Source organism: Pseudomonas sp. OE 28.3, assembly GCF_014268205.2.
Classification (GTDB): domain Bacteria; phylum Pseudomonadota; class Gammaproteobacteria; order Pseudomonadales; family Pseudomonadaceae; genus Aquipseudomonas; species Aquipseudomonas edaphica.
The window spans coordinates 3543256-3559313 of record NZ_CP077082.1; the positions used below are offsets into that span (position 1 = coordinate 3543256).

Genomic DNA, 16058 nt, shown 5'->3' on the forward strand with positions numbered 1-16058 from the left:
TCAACGGGTTAGCTTCACGCCCTTGATCCACTTAACCGCATCATCAACCGACTGGCCTGCACCGCCGGGCGAGACGTTGTGCCCCAACTCGGGATACAGCCGGTACTCAAAGGGTTTGCCCTGGGCTTTAAGCGTACCCAGCCGTTCGATGGCCATGAACGCCGGGGTTTGCAGGTCCTGGCCGCCCAGCAACCAGAGCCCCGGCACCGAGATGCTGGCGAGTGCGTCGCGTGGGTCGGTAGCGGCAAAATCATAGCGGTCCGGGTCTTGCGCGATATGTTGGCGGGCATCGGCCTCGCTGTGGGTATGCCAGAAATCTGCCTTGCCCTGTGTCAGAAACTGGAACCGTAGCTGCTCAAGTGTCGTCAGCAGTGGGCCGCTGAATAGCACCATGAAGTTGATGCTCCGATTACGCTCGGCGGCAAGGGGAATGATCCAGCCCGCCTGGCTGAAACCCACCAGCCCAACGGGCACTGGGTTGGCCGCAAGCGTGGTGGATAACACCACGAGCGCCGCATTCGCATCACCCGCCAGCGCCGCCAGATTGGAAGCGTCGAGGTTATTGCCGCCGACTTCCGGGCCAGCGTACACACCGCCAGATTGCCCGACGCCGCGTTTGTCATAGGTCAACACCGCGATGCCACGTTGGGCCAGGGTTGTGGCAAAACTACTCATACGCGGCATCTGGCCGGAACCGTGTACCAGCACCACGCCGGCTACTGGATGCTCGGGCAGGTAAACCGTGCCGGCCAGTGCAACATCAGCGTTGGCAAATGTAATGTCCCGCGTCACAAAAGTGGCGGGGGCAGCCAGGGCCAACCCAGGCGTCAACATGAAAAGGCCCAGCCAAAAGCCGATGTTTCGCAGCATGATTCAATCCGCACAAAGGTACGTCCGAGTACCGGTGCGCCACTGTGCCTGGGCAGCGTTACTGTCTTATGACTGGCGGCTTTTATGTGGGATACGCTGTGTCAGACACCTGGGTTTTGACTGACCCACCGCATTCGCGGGCAAGCCCGCTCCCACACGAAGAGTGCGGCCCTTGGATTTGGCGCCTATAACTGCTGTAGTGAAAAAACCACCTGACGGAGCATCACTATGAACCCGACGAAAACCGCATTGGTCCTGATTGAATTCCAAAATGACTTCACCACTGCGGGTGGGGTGTTTCACGACGCGGTCAAAGGCGTCATGCACAGCACCGACATGCTGGCGAACACTGCAACCACCGTTGAGCAAGCCCGAAAACTCGGTGTGAAGATCATCCATATGCCGATTCAATTTGCCGACGGCTACCCCGAGCTGACGCACCGCTCCTACGGCATTCTCAAGGGTGTGGCAGACGGCAGTGCCTTCCGGGCCGGCAGCTGGGGCGCCGAAATCAGCGAGGCGCTCACCCGTGAGCCGGCTGACATCCTCATAGAAGGCAAACGCGGCCTGGATGCGTTTGCCACCACCGGCCTGGACCTGGTGCTGCGCAACAACGGCATCCAGAACCTGGTCGTCGCAGGCTTTTTGACCAATTGCTGCGTTGAAGGCACGGTTCGTTCGGGCTATGAGAAAGGCTACGACGTGGTGACGTTGACCGACTGCACCGCGACCTTCAGTAATGAGCAACAACACGCCGCCGAGAACTTCACCTTGCCGATGTTCTCGCAAACGCTGAAACACACCCAGTTTCTACAAGCGTTGAACGCCCAATAAAAACGGCGGCGACTCATCACTGAGTCGCCGCCTGCTTGCGGGCCTGCCTCACTCGTCGGGCACGTACTGCATCTCTCCGTTGCCAAACGACCAATCCTCGCGTTTCACATCCACCAGGTTGATCCACACATCTTCTTTGCGCAGCCCTGTTTTGGCGTGGATGCCCTCAGCGATACATTTATAAAAAGCCTTTTTCACTGCGATGCTACGCCCGGCGCTCCAGGTCACCTGGATAAACACGATGTTTGGCGTGTAGGTAACCCCCAGATAACCCGCCGCCGGATACACCAACTCATCCTTGGCGTGACGATTGATGATCTGGAATTTGTCGTGCTCAGGCACATTGGCCACGCTGGTCATGGCGGCGTAGACCACATCGCCAATTGCAGCGGCGGTTTCAGTGGAGGTGTCGGCGGCCAGGTCGATTCGAACTAAAGGCATGGGAAATTCCTCGGCAGGTCAGTGGCCGGTGCTCGAAAGTGGCCATTGGCACTACGCTAGCTCGAACAACAAAATTCATCAAGCGCATATTAATTTATTTAATAATGCGTAAATGGCATGTTATTCATTCTCCCGGCAAATGCATAATCAGCGCTGATCGACCAGGCGATCAGCGCTTCGCGCCCCTAAAGCATCGGCGACAGGCTGACCACCCGCAGCGCCAGCCCCTCATATGCGTCCAGCGTGATGGTGAACTCACCTTCAGCGGTGAGATCGCCCTCGACCCGCTCATTGATGATGTCCACCACCGGCCCCGGCGCAATGTCGGGCAGGTGCAGGGTTTCGGTCAGCGCCGTACTGCCGAAGTTGAGCGCAGTGATTTGCGTGCCCTTCCCGGCCGGCAACTCGTGAACCATGATCAGCAGCCCCGGGTGCTCCACATCCGGCACCAGGATCTGGCGGCTGGCGGCGATTCCATAGGCGTTGCGCACCGCGAGAATTTTCTGCAGCTGTGACGCGAACGAATCCGGGTTCTGCAACTGGCTGTTGAGGCTGCCGTAGAGGGTTTTCGCCCTTGGCATCTGGCCGGCGGACAGTTCGGCATCCGGGTTCAAATCCACCAGGTCATAGGCGCCGCGATGAATCCAGCGCGTGTCGCCATCGCCCATCAAATGGGCTACCGCATCGGCCGCCAACGGCAACGCGCCGACCAGGTCCCAGCCAGACAGGGCAAACACCCCAGGCTGCATGGCGTTGTACATCACCAGCAGCACATGGATCCGGCGGATCTGCTCGATATCGGCCGGCGTGATCGCCTCCAGGTCACGGATGCCCAGGGCCGCCGTGATAATGCTGGCGGTGGTGCAGGAAACCCCATTGGTGACGAACTTGAGGTTATACGGCGCATGCTCGCCGGCCAGGCGCTCGTACATCTGCTCGCGGATATGCTCACGCAGGCTGTTGCCGGGGAACGTCTGGCCTTGGTAGAGGTAACTGTCGTGGGCGTGCAGGGTCCAGAAATGCACCAGCTCCAGGGTCAGCTCATCGTGGTTTTGCAGCGCATGGATCAAAGAGCCTGGGTCAATGCCCTGGCTGTGCATCTCACGCAGCATCAGGCGCAGAAATTCGGTGTCGCCCAGCAGTAACGCATGCTGATACGCCGGGCGCGTGATGAAGTCATAGGACAGGTCGGCGCCGCCGTGGGACATGGCGGCAATATCGTCGACAGTGAGGTTCAACTCCTGAAAGCTGAACCCGCCCGCCTTGCGAATCGCCCCGCCCAGCAACTGGTTGCCGGTGATCGACAACGGGTGGCTTTCCGACCAGGCAGTGCCGTCCAGCTTGCGTTCCACGCCGAGGAAGCCGTTGGCGTCCAGGCGCAGGATCTTGGCGCCCATCACATCAATGGCATGCAGGGCGTCGCCGATGATCATCTGCTGCGCGGCAAACGAGGGGTCCAGCCAGTTCAGCGACGGCTGGCCTTCCTTGAAGTAATGCAGGTACACCCAGCGGCGCGGCTTGTCATCCACACCGATGACCACCGGGGTTGCACTCCAGTCAGTTTCCTTGACGCCGGGTTCGAAGAAGATCACCCGCTGCAACTGGCCGACGATGTAATGCTTGTCGCGCAGCGCATCCACCTGCGCGGGGCTGAGGTTCTGCGCATCACGCCCTTCGGCGACGTCAGGTAACAGCGGCCAGTCTTCCTCGCGGATCTCGACCATGTGGTAGAGCCCCGGATAGTCCTCATACGCCATCTCGGCCAGGCGGAAGTCCGCGCCCTTGCCCGTGTGGGAGGGGATCACATCGTCGATGATCACCGCGTTGTGCGCGGCGGCCATGCGCGTCAGGGCCTGCAACTGCGCTTCGGTGCCCAGCTGTGGGTCAATCTCGAAGCTGATGCGGTCGAAATTGCCATCGATGGTCGGCGTATGCCGTGTGCCGTCGAGCCCGCCGGACTTTTTCAGCGGGCCGTTGTGAATGCCCTGGATGCCGATCTTCGACAACGCCTGCCACAGGCTTTCATCGCCCAGGGCTTCGAGCACCGTGCCGTTCTCACGGGTCACAATCGAGGCCGGATAAGCGGTGAACCATACCGACGACAACGCTGAGGCATCACGCGGCCGGGTCTGCGCATACGGCTGCTGCCACAAACGCCCTTGCCCGCTGTACAGCCTTGCCCGCTGACGCGCCGCATTGAGCATGGATTGTTGCACCAGCCAGTTCACATGATCGTTATCCGCCGCCGTCATAAGCCTGTTTCCTATTGCCGTGAAAAGGTGATTGGTAAGCATAGGAGCGGCGGAGGCCTTGATTCGTTGCATTTACTCCAATTGCCGGTACTGCCTGGGCGTAAACCCGGTCAATGCCTTGAACTGGCGGGTAAATGCGCTGTGGTCGGTGTAGCCGCATTGCAGCGCCACCTCGGTGATCGGCAGGTCGGTGTGCAACAGCCGGTGCGCATGCTCCAGGCGCACCTTCTGGATCATCTGCCGGGGTGTGAGGTGGAATACACGTTTGCAGTAGCGCTCCAGTTGCGCCACGGAAATCCCGGCAATGCGGGTCAGCTCGCCGAGGGTGACACGGCGGTTGAAATGTTGGCGAATGTGCTCATCCACGGCGGCCAGGCGCTGGTAGGCCGGATGCTTTTCGCTGGCCGATTGCAGGTCCACCGAAATACCCGCCAGGCCGATGATCGCGCCCTTGTCGTTGTACAGCGGCCATTTGTGCGTCAGGCACCAGCCCGGTTCGCGGCTGCCATACAGGTGCAGCTCTAGCTGGTCTTCTAGCACAAAACCCTGCTGCAGCACGCGCCGGTCCTGCTCGGTGTAGCCCGGCCCCAATTGTGCAGGGAACACTTCGGCGCTGGTCTTACCCAGCAGCGGCTGCAACTGTTTGAGGCCGCAGCGTTGCACCAGGGTGTGGTTGGCGAGGACGTAGCGGGCGTCGATATCCTTGATGAAAATCGCCGCGTTGGGGATTACGTCGAGCAAGGGCAACAACTGCGCGACCCCCGCCAATAGTTGCTCGATGCTGTTGGGGCGGTTGGTCTGTAGAAAGCTCGCAAATGCACTGGGCAGCATGGCCTGCACTCCATTTTTCTTAAGCAGATTGCCCTATGCCAGCCTGAGTATCTACACAAGGTTGTGGCAGCCTTGGAAGCCACACTCGATCAAAAATGTGGGAGCTGGCTTGCCTGCGATGCAGACGCCTCGGTCATTCAGGCAAACCGAGGTGATGCAATCGCAGGCAAGCCAGCTCCCACAAAAAAGCCTGGATCTACGCATTCAAACTGTGCCGAATTCGTCATTCACATCAACGCAAAACATCAATCGCAGCGCCCTTGATCGGTTCAGGATATCGCCACTGCATGCCTATCCAATAACTCACAAGAAGGCGCCGCCATGTCTGCTCAAGGCAAGTTCAAGAAACAACTTTCACTGATGGACCTGACCTTTATCGGGTTAGGCGCCATCTTCGGTTCGGGCTGGTTGTTTGCGGCCAGCCACGTGTCCGCCATCGCCGGCCCGGCGGGGATTATTTCCTGGCTGATCGGCGGTTTCGCCGTGCTGCTGCTGGGCATTGTGTACTGCGAACTCGGCGCCGCCCTGCCCCGCGCCGGTGGCGTGGTGCGTTACCCGGTGTATTCCCATGGCCCGCTGCTGGGCTACCTGATGGGCTTTATCACGCTGATCGCGTTCTCCAGCCTGGTGGCGATCGAAGTGGTCGCCTCGCGCCAATACGCCGCGGCCTGGTTTCCCGAGCTGACCAAGGTCGGTTCCAGCGACCCGACCACCCTGGGCTGGTTGGTGCAATTTGCACTGCTGTGCCTGTTCTTTGTGCTCAATTACCGCAGTGTGAAGACCTTCGCCATCGCCAATAACCTGGTCAGCGTATTCAAGTTCATCGTGCCGCTGCTGGTGATTGGTGTGCTGTTCACCTTCTTCAAACCGGCGAATTTCCAGACCCAGGGTTTTGCCCCGTTTGGCCTGTCGGGCATCGAGATGGCGGTGTCGGCCGGCGGAGTGATTTTTGCCTACCTGGGCCTCACGCCGATCATCTCGGTGGCCAGTGAAGTAAAGAACCCGCAACGCACGATTCCGATTGCCTTGATCCTCTCCGTGCTGCTGTCGACTGCCATCTATGTGCTGCTGCAAACCGCCTTCCTCGGTGGCGTGCCGACCGAGATGCTGGCCGATGGCTGGGCGGGTATCAGCAAGCAACTGGCGCTGCCTTATCGTGATATTGCCCTGGCGTTGGGCGTGGGTTGGCTGGCCTACCTGGTGGTGGCCGATGCGGTGATCTCACCCAGCGGCTGCGGCAATATCTACATGAATGCCACGCCGCGTGTGGTGTACGGCTGGGCGCAGACCGGCACGTTTTTCAAGATCTTTACGCGCATTGATGAGAAGTCCGGCATCCCGCGCCCGGCGCTGTGGTTGACCTTTGGTTTGTCGGTGTTCTGGACCCTGCCGTTTCCGTCCTGGGAAGCACTGATCAATGTGGTGTCGGCGGCGCTGATCTTAAGCTACGCCGTGGCCCCGGTGACCGTCGCCGCGCTGCGCCGCAATGCGCCCGGCATGGCCCGGCCGTTCCGGGTCAAGGGCATGGCGGTGCTCGGCCCGCTGTCGTTCATCATCGCCGCGCTGATTGTGTACTGGTCCGGCTGGAGCACCGTGTCGTGGCTGCTTGGCCTGCAAATCCTGATGTTTGTGGTGTACCTGCTGTGCGCACGCTGGGTGCCGACCGCGCACCTGAATCTCAAGCAACAAGTGCGCTCGTCGGCCTGGCTGATCGGCTTCTACGCGGTGACTATCCTGCTGTCCAAGCTCGGCAGTTTCGGCGGTATCGGCGCGATCAGCCACCCGTTTGACACGCTGGTCGTCGCCCTCTGCGCCCTGGGCATCTACTACTGGGGCGCCGCCACCGGCGTGCCCGCGCACCTGGTGCGCCTGGAACACGAAGACGACGAAAGCGAAGCGGTCAGCGACGCGCATTACAGCGCGCCACTGTCGCCAGCCACTCACTGATGGAGCCTGTTATGAAGCGCCTGCATGTTATCGACTCCCACACCGGCGGCGAACCGACGCGCCTGGTCATGGACGGCTTCCCTGCGCTCGCCGGCGCTACCATCGCCGACCAGTTGCACACCTTGCGCAGCGAACACGATCAATGGCGCCGCGCCTGCCTGCTGGAGCCACGTGGCAATGACGTGCTGGTCGGCGCGCTGTACTGCGCGCCGGTCACGCCAGGCGCCACCTGCGGGGTGATCTTTTTCAACAATGCCGGGTATCTGGGCATGTGTGGCCACGGCACCATCGGCCTGGTCGCCTCCTTGCACCACTTGGGCCGCATAACGCCCGGCGTGCACACCATCGACACGCCGGTCGGCCCGGTAGCCGCCACCTTGCACGACGACGGCGCGGTGACCTTGCGCAACGTACCCGCCTACCGTCATCAGCGGCAGGTGCCGGTGGACGTGCCGGGCTATGGCGTGGTGCATGGCGATGTTGCCTGGGGCGGCAACTGGTTTTTCCTGGTGTCGCAGCACGGCCACAGGCTGGCGATGGACAACGTCGACACCCTCACCGACTACACCTGGGCGATGCTCAAGGCCCTCGAAACCCAAGGCATCCACGGTGCGGACGGTGCAGTGATCGACCATATCGAACTGTTCGCCGACGACGCCCACGCCGACAGCCGCAACTTCGTGATGTGCCCCGGCAAAGCCTACGACCGCTCACCGTGCGGGACCGGCACCAGCGCCAAACTCGCGTGCCTGGCGGCTGACGACAAACTCGCCCCCGGCGCCACCTGGGTGCAAGCCAGCATCACCGGCAGCCAATTCGAAGGCCGTTATGAGTGGGATGGCGAGCGCATTCGCCCCTTCATCACCGGCCGCGCCTTCATGACCGCCGACAGCACCTTGCTGATCGACGAACAGGACCCTTTTGCCTGGGGCATCTGAGCCCGGGCCTTATTTAACTGAACGCTGGAGTTAGAACAATGAGCGACAACATCTTCACCGGTTGCATCCCCGCACTGATGACCCCGTGCACGCCTGAACGCAAACCGGACTTCGACGCCCTGGTCGCCAAGGGCCGTGAACTGATCGATATCGGCATGAGCGCCGTGGTGTATTGCGGTTCCATGGGTGACTGGCCGCTGCTGACCGAAGCCGAACGCCAGGAAGGCGTGGCCCGTTTGGTTGCCGCTGGCGTGCCGACCATCGTCGGCACCGGCGCGGTCAACAGCCGTGAAGCGGTGGCCCACGCCGCCCACGCGGCCAAGGTCGGCGCCCATGGCTTGATGGTAATCCCGCGCGTGCTGTCCCGTGGCGCTTCGGCCACCGCGCAAAAGGCGCACTTCTCGGCGATCCTCAAGGCCGCGCCGAACCTGCCGGCAGTGATCTACAACAGCCCGTATTACGGCTTCGCCACCCGCGCCGAGCTGTTCTTTGAACTGCGCCGTGAACACCCCAACCTGATCGGTTTCAAGGAATTCGGCGGCGGCGCCGACCTGCGCTACGCGGCAGAGAACATCACCTCCCAGGACGATGCCGTGACCCTGATGGTCGGCGTCGACACCCAAGTGGTACACGGCTTCGTCAACTGCAACGCCACCGGCGCCATCACCGGTATTGGCAACGCACTGCCGCGCGAAGTGCTGCAACTGGTCGCCCTGAGCAAAAAAGCCGCCAAAGGCGACGCCAAGGCCCGGCGCCTGGCACGTGAGCTGGAAGCCGCGCTGGCCGTGCTGTCGTCCTTCGACGAGGGTTGCGACCTGGTGCTGTATTACAAGCATTTGATGGTGCTCAACGGCGACCAGGGCTACGCCCTGCACTTCAACGAAACCGACGCACTCAGCACCGCCCAACAGCGTTACGCCGAAAACCAGTACGCACTGTTCCGCCAGTGGTACGCCAATTGGTCGGCTGAACAGAACGTCGCCTGACACCCTCGCGCGCCGCTGTGGTTCTCACAGCGGCCAACCCTCATTTTTCAAGGACACCCCATGACTCTGACGGGCAAGATGCTGATCGGTCAGCACGCAGTCTGCGGCCATCGCGAAGCGATCCAGGCCATTAATCCCGCCACCGACCAGCCCCTGGCGCCCGCCTACCCAGGCGGCGCTGGCGAGCATGTCGAACAGGCCTGTGCCTTGGCTTGGGCGGCGTTTGACAGCTATCGCGACACCTCGCTGGCAGCACGTGCGGCCTTTCTTGAAACCATCGCCGACAACATTGAAGCTCTCGGCGATGAGTTGATCGAACACGCCATGGCCGAAACCGGCCTGCCACGCCCGCGTATCCAGGGCGAACGCGGCCGCACCTGCGGGCAATTGCGCACATTCGCCCGCACGGTGCGCGCCGGTGAATGGCTGGACGTGCGCGTCGACACCGCGCAACCGGCGCGTCAGCCATTGCCACGTGCAGACCTGCGCCAGCGGCACATCGCACTGGGGCCGGTGGCGGTGTTTGGTGCGAGCAATTTCCCCTTGGCCTTCTCGGTGGCGGGCGGCGACACCGCCTCTGCACTCGCCGCCGGTTGCCCGGTGATCGTCAAGGCCCATGGCGCGCATCCCGGCACCAGCGAACTGGTCGGCCGTGCGCTGGCCAAGGCCGTTAAAGACTGCGGTTTGCCCGACGGGGTGTTTTCGCTGCTGTATGGATCGGGTCGCGAAGTCGGCATCGCATTGGTCACCGACCCGCGTATCAAGGCCGTGGGGTTTACCGGCTCACGCAGCGGCGGTATCGCCCTGACCCAGGCGGCGCAAGCGCGGCCGGAGCCGATTCCGGTGTATGCGGAAATGAGTTCGATCAACCCGGTGTATCTGTTTCCTGCGGCGTTGCACACGCGTGCAGAGGCGTTGGCCCAAGGTTTTGTCGCCTCGTTGACCCAAGGCGCCGGGCAGTTTTGCACCAACCCTGGCTTGGTGATTGCGGCCGCAGGCCCGGCACTCGAGCGCTTTGTCGCCACGGCGAGTGAGTTGCTCCCGGCGTGCGCCGCCCAGACCATGCTGACGCCAGGTATTTTCCAGGCCTATGAAGCGGGCGTCGGCAAGCTGACCGAACACGCACAAATCGCCGCCAAAGGCATGGCGGCGCAAGGCCCGAACCAAGGGCAGGCACAGCTGTTTGTGACCCAGGCCAGCGCGTTTTTGCGCAATGAGCATCTGCAGGCGGAAGTCTTTGGCGCAGCCTCCTTGGTCGTGGTGTGTGCCAACGACGAGGAAGTACGCCAGGTTTCCGAGCAGTTGGAAGGCCAGTTGACCGCCACACTGCACCTGGACGACGCCGACCTGGCACGCGCCCAAGCCCTGCTGCCGGTATTGGAGCGCAAGGCCGGGCGCCTGCTGGTCAACGGCTGGCCGACCGGCGTGGAAGTGTGCGACGCCATGGTCCACGGCGGCCCGTTCCCGGCCACCAGCGACTCGCGCAGCACCTCGGTCGGTACCGCAGCGATCCTGCGTTTTCTGCGCCCGGTGTGTTACCAGGACTTCCCGGACAGCTTGCTGCCCGCCGCGCTGCAACACGCCAACCCGCTGCTGTTGCGACGCTTGCTCGACGGCCAGAGAGAGGCCTGAACGATGAGCGACAGCAACCGTGCTGATATCGCTGTGATTGGCGCCGGCATCATTGGCGTCGCCTGCGCCCTGCAATTGGCCCGTCAAGGCCAACGCGTGGTGGTCATCGACCCACAGGCGCCGGGCATGGGCGCGTCCTATGGCAACGCCGGGCATTTGGCCACCGAGCAAGTGTTCCCGATTGCCGACGCATCGATCCTCAAGCGCCTGCCCGCCATGCTGATGGACCCTATGGGTCCGTTGCGCCTGGACTGGAAGTACCTGCCACGCGCCCTACCCTGGTTCGTGCGCCTGTTGCTCAACCTGCGCCCGACGAACTACCGGCGCACGGTGGCGGGCATTCGTGCGCTCAATGAGGCCAGCCTGGGCGCTTGGCAACGTCTGCTGCAGGCCATTGAGCAGCCGCAGCTGTTGCGCGCCGAGGGTTCGTTGCTGGTATTTGAGCGTGCCGCGTCCGGGGAAGCCATCGACGCGTTGCGCCAACGCATGCAGCAGCAGAATGTGCCGGTGGATTTCTGGTCGGGCGAGGCAATACGCAAGGCCGCGCCGCAACTGAACGATGCGATCCAGGGCGGCCTGTTCTTCCCGGGCACCGGGCATTTTATTGATCCGTACAGCGTGGTGTGCGCACTGGTGAGCGCGGCCAAGGCTTGCGGTGTGCAGTTTGTGCAGCAACGCGTGCTCGATGGGCGCCTGGAATCGGACGGCGTATCGCTGCTGACCGATCAAGGCAGCCTGACTGCCCGCCAGGTGCTGATCGCCTGCGGCGCCCATTCGGCCAAACTCACCGCTGCACTCACCGGCAAGCATGTCCCGCTGGACACCGAGCGCGGCTATCACCTGATGCTGCCCCACGAACACCAGCGCTTGCCCTTTGCCGTGACCTCGTTCGAGCGCAAATTTATCATGACCCCCATGAACGATGGCTTGCGCCTGGCCGGCACGGTCGAATTCGCAGGCCTGGAGCGCCCCGCCAATATGCAACGCGCCTGGCAGTTACACCGGTTGAGCCAGGGCTTGTTTCGCCAGGACTTGAGTACCCGGGACGCAACCCCATGGATGGGCTTTCGCCCGTCGCTGCCGGACTCGCTGCCGATCATTGATCGGGTGGCGGAAGGCAAGGTACTGCTCGCGTTTGGGCATCAGCATTTGGGGTTGACGCAGGCGGCGGTGACGGCGGAGATGGTCGTGCAACTGGCCACGCCAGGTAAGCGCATGGCGCTGCCGGACCTGGCCCCTTACCGATTGGCGCGCTTTTAAGTCTTTGGCGTTTTTGTGGCGAGCAGGCTTGCCCTGCGTTGGGCTGCGCAGCAGCCCCATACCGTTACACCTGACTCACCGAGTCGTCTGAATGAGGGGCGGCTTCGCCACCCAACGCAGGGCAAGCCTGCTCGCCACAGTGACAATCACAGTGCTCGCCCTCAACGCTACTTGACCAAGCGCTTCTCTTTGGACGGCCGATAGCCGAAATACGCGCTGTAGCACTTACTGAAATGGCTCGGCGACACAAACCCGCACGCCACCAGCACATCCACCTGTGACAGTTCGGTGTGCTGCAACAAACGCCGCGCCTCGGTGACACGTAACTCCATGTAATAGCGTTGCGGCGTAGTGCCCAGTTGCTCCTTGAACAGGCGTTCGAGCTGGCGCCGCGAGCGGCCGGCGTAGACTGCCAATTGGTCCAGTTCCAAGGGTTCTTCGAGGTTGGCGTCCATCAGTTTCACCACTTCACGCAGTGGCGCGCTGACGCTGATGTTCTCTGTGGGTTTGATACGCCGGTAGCGTGACTCTTCAAACGCCAGGATGTCTTCGATACCTTCGACCAGGGCCTTGCCATGCAGGCTTTTGATCCAGTCCAGGGCCATATGGAACGCGCCCGATGGGCTGGAGGCGGTGAGGCGATCGCGGTCAATCACGTAGGGTTCGCTGGTGACCTGCGCAGCTTTGGACACTTCCGACAGCGCCGGGCGATGTTCCGGGTGGATCGCGCAGCGGTAACCCTGCAACAGCCCGGCGCGACCAAGGAACCAGGCGCCGTTCCATAGGCCGGCGAGGCTCACACCCTGTTCGGCGGCGCTGCGCAACAGCTGGATGAAATCCTCGCCGGCTTTGAGTTCGGTGCGAAAACCGCCGCAGATCACCAGCAAATCCAGGTCGGGCAATGCCGACGCTTGCAGGCGGGCATCCGGGCGGATCACCAGGCCCAAGTCGCTGATAACTTCGCCCTCGTCACACCCGAAGGTACGCGTGGCAAACAGCTCGGGGCGCAACAGGTTGGCGGTGATCAGGGTGTCGAGGGTCTGGGTGAATGCCGGCAGGGAAAAGTGTTCGAGCAGCAAAAAACCAACGCGGGTGACCGGCGACGGCTGCTGGAAGTTTTCATTCAGGTAGCGCAGGTTCTTGCCTTTCATGCCACCGCTGAACTGGCGTCTTTCCATCGAGGGTTGGCCCACTCTTTTTGTTTATGCAATGGGCGCTATCTTAGGGGCAAATGCGTCGGCTGTCGTGCCGCATTCCCACGAAGAATAATGACTATGCTGCGTAGCCGCCGCCACGATGGAGGACGCTTGCCTGTTGATAGTCAACACGACCTTTAAGCCTGATCTTTACAAAAGCAACCGCCTCCCAGGCCCGCAGCATCGCAGCCGCGGGACCATCTGATACGGTTTTTTCTTTGCTATCTGCGTCTGTATCGAAACGCCAGTGAAGCGGACAATGGGCGCCATTCCGACACTCCTGTCGACTCCCTTCCCTTCGGAGGCCTTATGACCAAGATGGCAATTTTCCTGTTCGGTTTTCTGGTGCTGACCATCGGTATCGGCTTGCTGGCAACCATCTCGCCGGTGTGAGGCACTGCTTCACGCAAAAAGCATCGGGTACAACGACAGCACCAACAGCGCCGCCATCGACCCGTTGAATACCCGCAACCAACGCGGCTCGCGCAGCACGTTGCGCAATCCACTGCCGCAGCCCACCCACACGCACACACTGGGCAGGTTGACCACCGCAAATACCAGCGCAATCACCAGTACATTGGTCACATAACCTTCGGCCGGCGTATAGGTGGTGATTGCTCCCAGCGCCATGATCCATGCCTTGGGGTTGACCCACTGAAACGCGGCCGCGCCAAGAAAGGTCATGGGTTTGCCACGCTCGTCAGGGTTCTCGGACATGCCGCCAGCGGTGGCAATCTTCCACGCCAGGTAGAGCAAATAGGCTGCTCCCACATAGCGCAACACCGTGTAGGCCCACGGGAAAACCTTGAACACTTCGCCCAGGCCCAGGCCTACCGACATCACCAACAGCATGAAGCCGATGCTGATCCCCAGCGCGTGGGGCATCGAGCGGCGAAAGCCAAAATTCACCCCCGAGGCGAGCAACATGGTGTTGTTCGGGCCGGGCGTGATCGAGGACACGAAGGCAAACAGGACAAAGGCGGACAACAGGCTGGTGGACATGAACATGGCGCGGCATCCAGGCGGTAGTGGTATGCCTGCGACAGTAGTGGGTTACAGCCCTTGCCGCCCCGTACAGCTAGAGGCGGATCGAGGCATACACTTTGGCGTTATCGAGCTGATCGGTAGAGTTGCGCGCCTTGCTTGAGTCTGCGCTGAACACATCACAACGGCGTACCGGCCGACTACGGTTCCCGCTGAGCCCGCCGGGAACCGTTGGTGTTGGCAGGCAACCCACGCGTCTCAGTTTTGTGGCCGTTGCTTGGTCGAGTCCAGCTCAGCCTTTTTGCCCGTGGAGATCTCGGTGATCTGCGCAGACTTGGCGATGGCAAAGTCGAAGGTGTCCTGCATTTTGGCGATGGCGTCGGTCGAGGTGCCATCGAGCCCACCCTTGGCCGCCCAATCGAAGTTCCACACGCCGGAGAGGTTATCGGCCCCCGCCACGTCGTGGGTTTCGATCGCGGTGAACACGTCCGGGTGGCGCTCCATGTACTTGGCAGCGTCGGACACATCCGTGGGCACTTTGCCCGAAGCGTTGTTGGCCAGTTGCGTGAGTTCCTGCTTGGTGATCGCTGACTTGCCCGTTTGGCGCATGTAGTCGGCAATAACCTTGCTGGACTTGGCAATGTTCAACTTGTCGTCGAACGTGGAAGGCGAAGACTTTGGCGTATTCGACCCGCCAGACGCGGGCGTTACGGTAGTAGACATCGGCGCTGCTCCTTCAATGGAACGAATGAAATCGTCAAGCTGACGATACCCCGACGCGGACGTTAGCATGGGCAAAGGGCCATTCCGCACGCTTCACAACATTTCACAACGCCAGGCGGGTTTTGCCGGTGTTTTCGAAGCGCCGTTACTCTGTGCTAGCTGACAACCTCTAGTATGAGTGGGCTGTTGTGGCGAGCAAGCTTGCTTGCGCTGGGGTGCGAGCGGCCCCAATAAAGGCACTGCAATGTTCCTGAAAGAACTCAGCGACTGGGTTTGGGGCTGCTTCGCAGCCCAACGCAGGCGGTGCGACGATTCGACAAGCCTGCTCGCCACAGGAGAAATTGGCTGCCTTGAAAAGTTGTGTAGGTACCTAGGGCCATCGCAGGCAAGCCAGCTCCCACATACAAGCAATTCGAAAAAATCATCAGGTCGTGCGCACATCCCGCTGCCTGGCCAACCCTTCCAGCGTAAACCGTGCCTGCATCAGCACCACATCGCGCACCGCCTCCATCTCCTTCTGATTCACCTCGGTCCACTTCAGCGCTTCCAGCAACTTGGGCTTCTGCACCCGAAACGCCAAGCCCTGGGTGAACAGCGCCATGGAGTGAATCACCGTGCGCTCGTCTTCCACGGCAAAGCCGGAAAGGCGCGCGATCAGTTGGCGTATGACCCGACCAATGCGTGCCTTGAAGCGGTCTTCAAAGGCGGTGGTTGCGCTTTGCGGGCACAGGCCGGCCTGATGACGATCCATAAATGCGCGCCAGATCGTGGTCTGGGGGCTGTCCTGGATGGTGGAGACCACCGTACCCAGAATGCCCAGCGAGACGTCGATCAAGGTTTTATCGCTCGCCTTGGCATCCGCCAACGCGGCCTCGGCCGCTTCCACGCACGGCGACATCTTGCGCCACAGCAGCGTGATCAAATGCTCGACACACTCCAGGTACACGCCTTCCTTGCCATCGAAGTAGTACTGGATCGCGGGCGCATTAACCCCGGCAGCCGTGGCGATGTCACGGGTGGACGCGCGGTCATAGCCGCGTTCGCCAAACACCTCGACCGCCGCTTCGACGATACGTGCGCGGGTTTCTTCACCGCGCTGGTAACCACCTTCGGCAGCAGGTTTATGTCGTGCCATGTGCAGCTCCTCTCGAATACCGGACCAAA

14 protein-coding genes are annotated in these 16058 nt (G+C 61.6%); 6 read left to right on the plus strand and 8 right to left on the minus strand.

Annotated elements, in window-relative coordinates:
- On the minus strand, nucleotides 1-870 hold the full coding sequence (locus tag HU759_RS15885; protein ID WP_170037536.1) for an alpha/beta fold hydrolase: 870 nt from the start codon (nucleotides 868-870) through the stop codon (nucleotides 1-3).
- A 228-nt stretch (nucleotides 871-1098) separates the two neighbouring features.
- Here HU759_RS15885 and HU759_RS15890 point away from each other — a divergent pair, with 228 nt between their 5' ends.
- Nucleotides 1099-1704 carry a cysteine hydrolase gene (locus HU759_RS15890; protein ID WP_170037539.1) on the plus strand — a complete coding sequence of 202 codons (606 nt, stop codon included), beginning with the start codon at nucleotides 1099-1101 and terminating at the stop codon, nucleotides 1702-1704.
- Nucleotides 1705-1752: 48 nt separating this feature from the next.
- Here the strand turns inward: HU759_RS15890 and HU759_RS15895 are convergent, their stop codons facing one another.
- From HU759_RS15895 to HU759_RS15905, 3 genes are all read right to left on the minus strand, one after another.
- Nucleotides 1753-2145, minus strand: a complete 393-nt coding sequence (locus tag HU759_RS15895; protein ID WP_169986173.1) for a tautomerase family protein — start codon at nucleotides 2143-2145, stop codon at nucleotides 1753-1755.
- A gap of 185 nt (nucleotides 2146-2330) precedes the next feature.
- On the minus strand, nucleotides 2331-4397 hold the full coding sequence (gene treS, locus HU759_RS15900) for a maltose alpha-D-glucosyltransferase (RefSeq protein WP_170037542.1): 2067 nt from the start codon (nucleotides 4395-4397) through the stop codon (nucleotides 2331-2333).
- Nucleotides 4398-4469: 72 nt separating this feature from the next.
- Nucleotides 4470-5228, minus strand: coding sequence for an AraC family transcriptional regulator (locus HU759_RS15905; RefSeq protein WP_017138870.1), 759 nt, complete (start codon nucleotides 5226-5228; stop codon nucleotides 4470-4472).
- 321 nt (nucleotides 5229-5549) lie between these two features.
- Here HU759_RS15905 and HU759_RS15910 point away from each other — a divergent pair, with 321 nt between their 5' ends.
- Genes HU759_RS15910 through HU759_RS15930 form a run of 5 tightly spaced genes read left to right on the plus strand, consistent with a single transcriptional unit; the run spans nucleotide 5550 to nucleotide 11991 of the window.
- The gene (locus tag HU759_RS15910) at nucleotides 5550-7175 is read left to right on the plus strand and encodes an APC family permease (RefSeq protein ID WP_017138871.1); all 1626 of its coding nucleotides are present in this window, start codon (nucleotides 5550-5552) and stop codon (nucleotides 7173-7175) included.
- A gap of 11 nt (nucleotides 7176-7186) precedes the next feature.
- A complete protein-coding gene (locus HU759_RS15915; RefSeq protein WP_170037545.1) occupies nucleotides 7187-8113 on the plus strand; it encodes a 4-hydroxyproline epimerase in 927 nt (308 codons plus the stop codon).
- 38 nt (nucleotides 8114-8151) lie between these two features.
- The gene (locus HU759_RS15920) at nucleotides 8152-9099 is read left to right on the plus strand and encodes a dihydrodipicolinate synthase family protein (RefSeq protein WP_169986179.1); all 948 of its coding nucleotides are present in this window, start codon (nucleotides 8152-8154) and stop codon (nucleotides 9097-9099) included.
- A 60-nt stretch (nucleotides 9100-9159) separates the two neighbouring features.
- Nucleotides 9160-10731: an aldehyde dehydrogenase (NADP(+)) gene (locus HU759_RS15925; RefSeq protein WP_186616860.1), complete on the plus strand. Its 1572-nt coding sequence runs from the start codon at nucleotides 9160-9162 to the stop codon at nucleotides 10729-10731.
- A gap of 3 nt (nucleotides 10732-10734) precedes the next feature.
- Complete coding sequence (locus tag HU759_RS15930) at nucleotides 10735-11991, plus strand: FAD-dependent oxidoreductase (RefSeq protein WP_186616859.1); 1257 nt, start codon at nucleotides 10735-10737, stop codon at nucleotides 11989-11991.
- Nucleotides 11992-12158: 167 nt separating this feature from the next.
- Here HU759_RS15930 and HU759_RS15935 read toward each other — a convergent pair whose 3' ends face one another.
- The 4 genes from HU759_RS15935 to HU759_RS15950 all read right to left on the minus strand — a co-directional run bounded on the left by HU759_RS15935 (nucleotide 12159) and on the right by HU759_RS15950 (nucleotide 16029).
- A complete protein-coding gene (locus tag HU759_RS15935) occupies nucleotides 12159-13142 on the minus strand; it encodes a GlxA family transcriptional regulator (RefSeq protein WP_050547755.1) in 984 nt (327 codons plus the stop codon).
- 447 nt (nucleotides 13143-13589) lie between these two features.
- On the minus strand, nucleotides 13590-14195 hold the full coding sequence (locus HU759_RS15940; protein ID WP_017138877.1) for a LysE family translocator: 606 nt from the start codon (nucleotides 14193-14195) through the stop codon (nucleotides 13590-13592).
- Between the two features lie 234 nt (nucleotides 14196-14429).
- Nucleotides 14430-14894 (minus strand): hypothetical protein, encoded by a 465-nt coding sequence (locus HU759_RS15945; RefSeq protein ID WP_017138878.1) that lies wholly within the window; start codon nucleotides 14892-14894, stop codon nucleotides 14430-14432.
- Nucleotides 14895-15318: 424 nt separating this feature from the next.
- On the minus strand, nucleotides 15319-16029 hold the full coding sequence (locus tag HU759_RS15950) for a CerR family C-terminal domain-containing protein (RefSeq protein ID WP_186616858.1): 711 nt from the start codon (nucleotides 16027-16029) through the stop codon (nucleotides 15319-15321).
- Nucleotides 16030-16058 lie beyond the last annotated feature (29 nt).

Excerpts from the sequence above, each read along its gene's own strand:
- HU759_RS15915 (WP_170037545.1), top strand. The coding sequence starts at position 7,187 with ATGAAGCGCCTGCATGTTATCGACTCCCACACCGGCGGCGAACCGACG.
- HU759_RS15945 (WP_017138878.1), bottom strand. The coding sequence starts at position 14,894 with ATGTCTACTACCGTAACGCCCGCGTCTGGCGGGTCGAATACGCCAAAG.
- HU759_RS15935 (WP_050547755.1), bottom strand. The coding sequence starts at position 13,142 with ATGAAAGGCAAGAACCTGCGCTACCTGAATGAAAACTTCCAGCAGCCG.
- HU759_RS15885 (WP_170037536.1), bottom strand. The coding sequence starts at position 870 with ATGCTGCGAAACATCGGCTTTTGGCTGGGCCTTTTCATGTTGACGCCT.
- HU759_RS15950 (WP_186616858.1), bottom strand. The coding sequence starts at position 16,029 with ATGGCACGACATAAACCTGCTGCCGAAGGTGGTTACCAGCGCGGTGAA.
- HU759_RS15895 (WP_169986173.1), bottom strand. The coding sequence starts at position 2,145 with ATGCCTTTAGTTCGAATCGACCTGGCCGCCGACACCTCCACTGAAACC.
- HU759_RS15910 (WP_017138871.1), top strand. The coding sequence starts at position 5,550 with ATGTCTGCTCAAGGCAAGTTCAAGAAACAACTTTCACTGATGGACCTG.
- treS (WP_170037542.1), bottom strand. The coding sequence starts at position 4,397 with ATGACGGCGGCGGATAACGATCATGTGAACTGGCTGGTGCAACAATCC.
- HU759_RS15920 (WP_169986179.1), top strand. The coding sequence starts at position 8,152 with ATGAGCGACAACATCTTCACCGGTTGCATCCCCGCACTGATGACCCCG.
- HU759_RS15925 (WP_186616860.1), top strand. The coding sequence starts at position 9,160 with ATGACTCTGACGGGCAAGATGCTGATCGGTCAGCACGCAGTCTGCGGC.
- HU759_RS15905 (WP_017138870.1), bottom strand. The coding sequence starts at position 5,228 with ATGCTGCCCAGTGCATTTGCGAGCTTTCTACAGACCAACCGCCCCAAC.
- HU759_RS15930 (WP_186616859.1), top strand. The coding sequence starts at position 10,735 with ATGAGCGACAGCAACCGTGCTGATATCGCTGTGATTGGCGCCGGCATC.
- HU759_RS15890 (WP_170037539.1), top strand. The coding sequence starts at position 1,099 with ATGAACCCGACGAAAACCGCATTGGTCCTGATTGAATTCCAAAATGAC.
- HU759_RS15940 (WP_017138877.1), bottom strand. The coding sequence starts at position 14,195 with ATGTTCATGTCCACCAGCCTGTTGTCCGCCTTTGTCCTGTTTGCCTTC.